The organism is Parabacteroides sp. AF39-10AC, from assembly GCF_003635405.1.
Lineage (GTDB): Bacteria > Bacteroidota > Bacteroidia > Bacteroidales > Tannerellaceae > Parabacteroides > Parabacteroides distasonis.
Genome location: NZ_QTLP01000061.1, coordinates 3,854 through 6,650, shown reverse-complemented (window position 1 = coordinate 6,650; position 2,797 = coordinate 3,854). Strand labels below are relative to the sequence as shown.

Annotated in this window: 4 protein-coding genes; all 4 read right to left on the bottom strand. The window is 54.5% G+C overall.

Going from position 1 to position 2,797, the window contains the following annotated elements:
- The coding region (locus DW033_RS23985; RefSeq protein ID WP_118426076.1) for a DUF3872 domain-containing protein at nt 1-467 on the bottom strand (467 nt) is incomplete at its 3' end.
- A gap of 18 nt (nt 468-485) precedes the next feature.
- Nucleotides 486-1,370: a toprim domain-containing protein gene (locus tag DW033_RS23980; RefSeq protein WP_120081176.1), complete on the bottom strand. Its 885-nt coding sequence runs from the start codon at nt 1,368-1,370 to the stop codon at nt 486-488.
- Between the two features lie 8 nt (nt 1,371-1,378).
- Nucleotides 1,379-1,954 (bottom strand): conjugal transfer protein TraO, encoded by a 576-nt coding sequence (locus DW033_RS23975; protein ID WP_120081174.1) that lies wholly within the window; start codon nt 1,952-1,954, stop codon nt 1,379-1,381.
- A 2-nt stretch (nt 1,955-1,956) separates the two neighbouring features.
- Nucleotides 1,957-2,797 (bottom strand): conjugative transposon protein TraN (gene traN / locus DW033_RS23970; RefSeq protein ID WP_233554305.1); only part of this gene is annotated, 841 nt, incomplete at its 5' end.

The following is a 2,797-nucleotide window of genomic DNA, read 5'->3' as shown; positions in this document are numbered from 1 at the left end:
GTGATAACCCCGTCATCCTTCACGTTTCGGTTGTTGAAGTCAAATTCCAACTCATAGGAGTTGCCGAAATTGTCCTCTACTACCACGATGAAGTTGTGCGCCTCGTCACCTTGCGCCGTGTAGTACAGCCGGAACTTCTCGTTTTCGAGCAGGTAGCGGTCATTGGGCAGGAAAGTGATGCCGTTGTCCATTTTCAGTGTGCCCTCACCCTCGAACTGGAAATACCGGATGGTATAGAGGGTATTGGCGAAATCGCCCGTTTTCTTCAGCTCACAGCGGATTTCCACCGTCTGCCCCTTTGTGACCTTGTTCGGCACGGGCATGGTTTCCACCGTGAAGGGATAGGATTGCTGGATGTCCATATCGTCGTCGCACGATACGAATGTGAATGACACTGCGGCGAACAGGCAGAGTGCCAACGCCTTGAAGATTGATGTTCTCTTGTTCTTGTTGTTCAGTATGTTCATTGTCTTTTGATTTTTAAGTTATTGTTCATTTCTTTTTTTCGTTGTCAGTTGCAGATACTCGTTCAAGTCCTTGCAACCGTCATAGAGGGCGGAACGGTCGCAGACACGTTCCCCATAGTGTTCTTTCAGCATTTCCAACGTACGCCGTCCGGCTTCGTCACGGTCGAGGTAACAGTCTATGCGTCCGTAACCGTCCAGATACCTCATAGCCTTTTCCACGTTGGAAATGGAGTTCAGCACAAGGCAATCACCCGTTTCCAATCCGAGCGTGACAGCGGAAAGGAAGTCCATGAAGCCCTCAAAGACGCTGCACACGTCAGACGGAGAACCTTCTGCCTTGACCAGCGACACATCCTTCGGCGGTACGCATCCTTTGAAGAAACGGCTGCGGATTTCATATCCGCCAGCCACGTTCGGGAAGCCGACGGCGAAATACCGTTTGCCACGCACACCGTAATTCAGTCGGCAGCAATAGCGTGATGCGACAACGTAAGGGATGCCCCGTTCCGCAAGATAATCCGTCAGTGGAGAACGAAGCAGCGGGACGGCTTCCACTCCCTCAAAGGCAGGTTCTGACGGTTTAGGCAGAAAAGTAGGTTTACTCACTTCGGGGACAGGCATAGGCATATTGGCGGTTCCCGCTATAAACTTCACTTGTTCCATGAAGTCGCCGCTTCCGAGAAATTCCCCGGCAAGCGTGAAGATGTCGCCGCCCTTGCCAAGCCCGAAGTCGTACCAGAGCTGTTTCGCCACGTTCACACGGAAAGAGGGCGTGCGCTCATTGCGGTATGGCGCACGATACCACAACTCGTTGCCGCTTCTTCGGACAGGCTCATGTCCCCGCCGTGCGAGGAAGTCTGCAAGGGATATTTGCCTCATGGCGTCAATTTCCCTCCGTTCCATGCGGCGCGTCAGTTAATGATGAACTTGATACCCACGCCCCACTGCGTGTGGAACTTCCTCGTGTCGCCACCCCACAGGCAACGCTCCCGGAGGTTGGCAAGCAGAGCAATACGGTCTGCCACGTAAAATTCCACATCGAGCGTCAGTGCACCGCCGTAGATAAAGGCGTCCCGGTCATGGAGCGTGGAGCCGTCATGCAGCACCTTTTCGCCCCAGTTCACCGATTCATATCCGGCAAGAGCCGAAGCCCCCGCATAAACAAACACGATTTTACGGGCATCGGAGAGTATCTTGAAGTAGTAGCCGCCCTCCGCCGTGAACTGCGCCACGGGTATCTTTCCGTCCTTGTAAGGGTTGTTCTTCAACAGATACTCGCCGCCGAACACCCATTTGTTCCCCTTTTTCGTGTAGGTGGAAAGAGCCGCCCCAAAGCTGTACCCGCTGTCCTTGCCGCCGGGATTGAAGCCGTCCGCCATGTTCGCCCTGACCTCGATGCCCTGCATCTTCGGCAGGCATCGCTGGGCGTGCGCCTGCCCCGTACACAGGGCAAGCGACGCGATGATTATTGCGATGTACTTTCTCATGGTCAACGCACTTGAAGTTCGTTAATGGTATTGGCACGTACCAAGTCCTCGTTCTCAATCACGAAAGACTGGTGGCGACCTCCGTTCTTCTCGTTGAGTTCCACCATGAGGCACTTGTCGTCGGGAATGGTGAACTTCGCCATCGTGAACACCGTGCGCTCGCTCTTCTTGCCCGGCACGAGCGTGGCGTAATTCTGCGCACGGAGCGGCAGGATAATCTGCTCCTGCACGGCGGTACGCTTCGCCACCTTCTTGTCCACGATTTTCCATGTGATGTAGTCCACGTCGAAAGGCACGTTGCTCTGGTTCTTTATCTCCGTGTGGAAATAGAGCAAACCATTATGCGTGTAGATGCCTTTCAGCAGGTACTGGATGCCGAATCGCTTGCAGCCGATGTGCTTCACCTCGCGCTTGTTCTGCTTGTGGATGGACTTCATGATAAGGCGCACCAGCATCGGGCTTTCGCTGCCCAGTTCCTTCAGATAGATTTCCTGCGCGTTGTTCGGACGGTTCACCTTCTCGCCGTCATGGATGAAGTCGCACATCTCCACGTTGAGCAGCAGCGGTTCGGTGGCGTACTTCACGTTGAAGGCATAGAAACTCCCGTCCTCCGTTATCACGGACATATTGGTTTCGTTCGGGAAGTCCCTCACGGTAGCCTTCACGCGGATGACGTTCTCCGCTCCGTCGGCTTTGCCCGCAATCAGGTCGGGCGAGCCTAAATCCACGTAGCGCACCTCCGAGGGGAAAATGACGTGGACGGTCTTGTCATAAGTCACTTCCAAGCCGTGCGGGGGAACCATGCGGTCGAAGGTCAGCTTCTTTGTCAGCCCGTGATACAGA

Coding starts and splice junctions, on each gene's coding strand:
- DW033_RS23980 (WP_120081176.1), bottom strand. CDS start 1,370: ATGGAACGGAGGGAAATTGACGCCATGAGGCAAATATCCCTTGCAGAC.
- DW033_RS23975 (WP_120081174.1), bottom strand. CDS start 1,954: ATGAGAAAGTACATCGCAATAATCATCGCGTCGCTTGCCCTGTGTACG.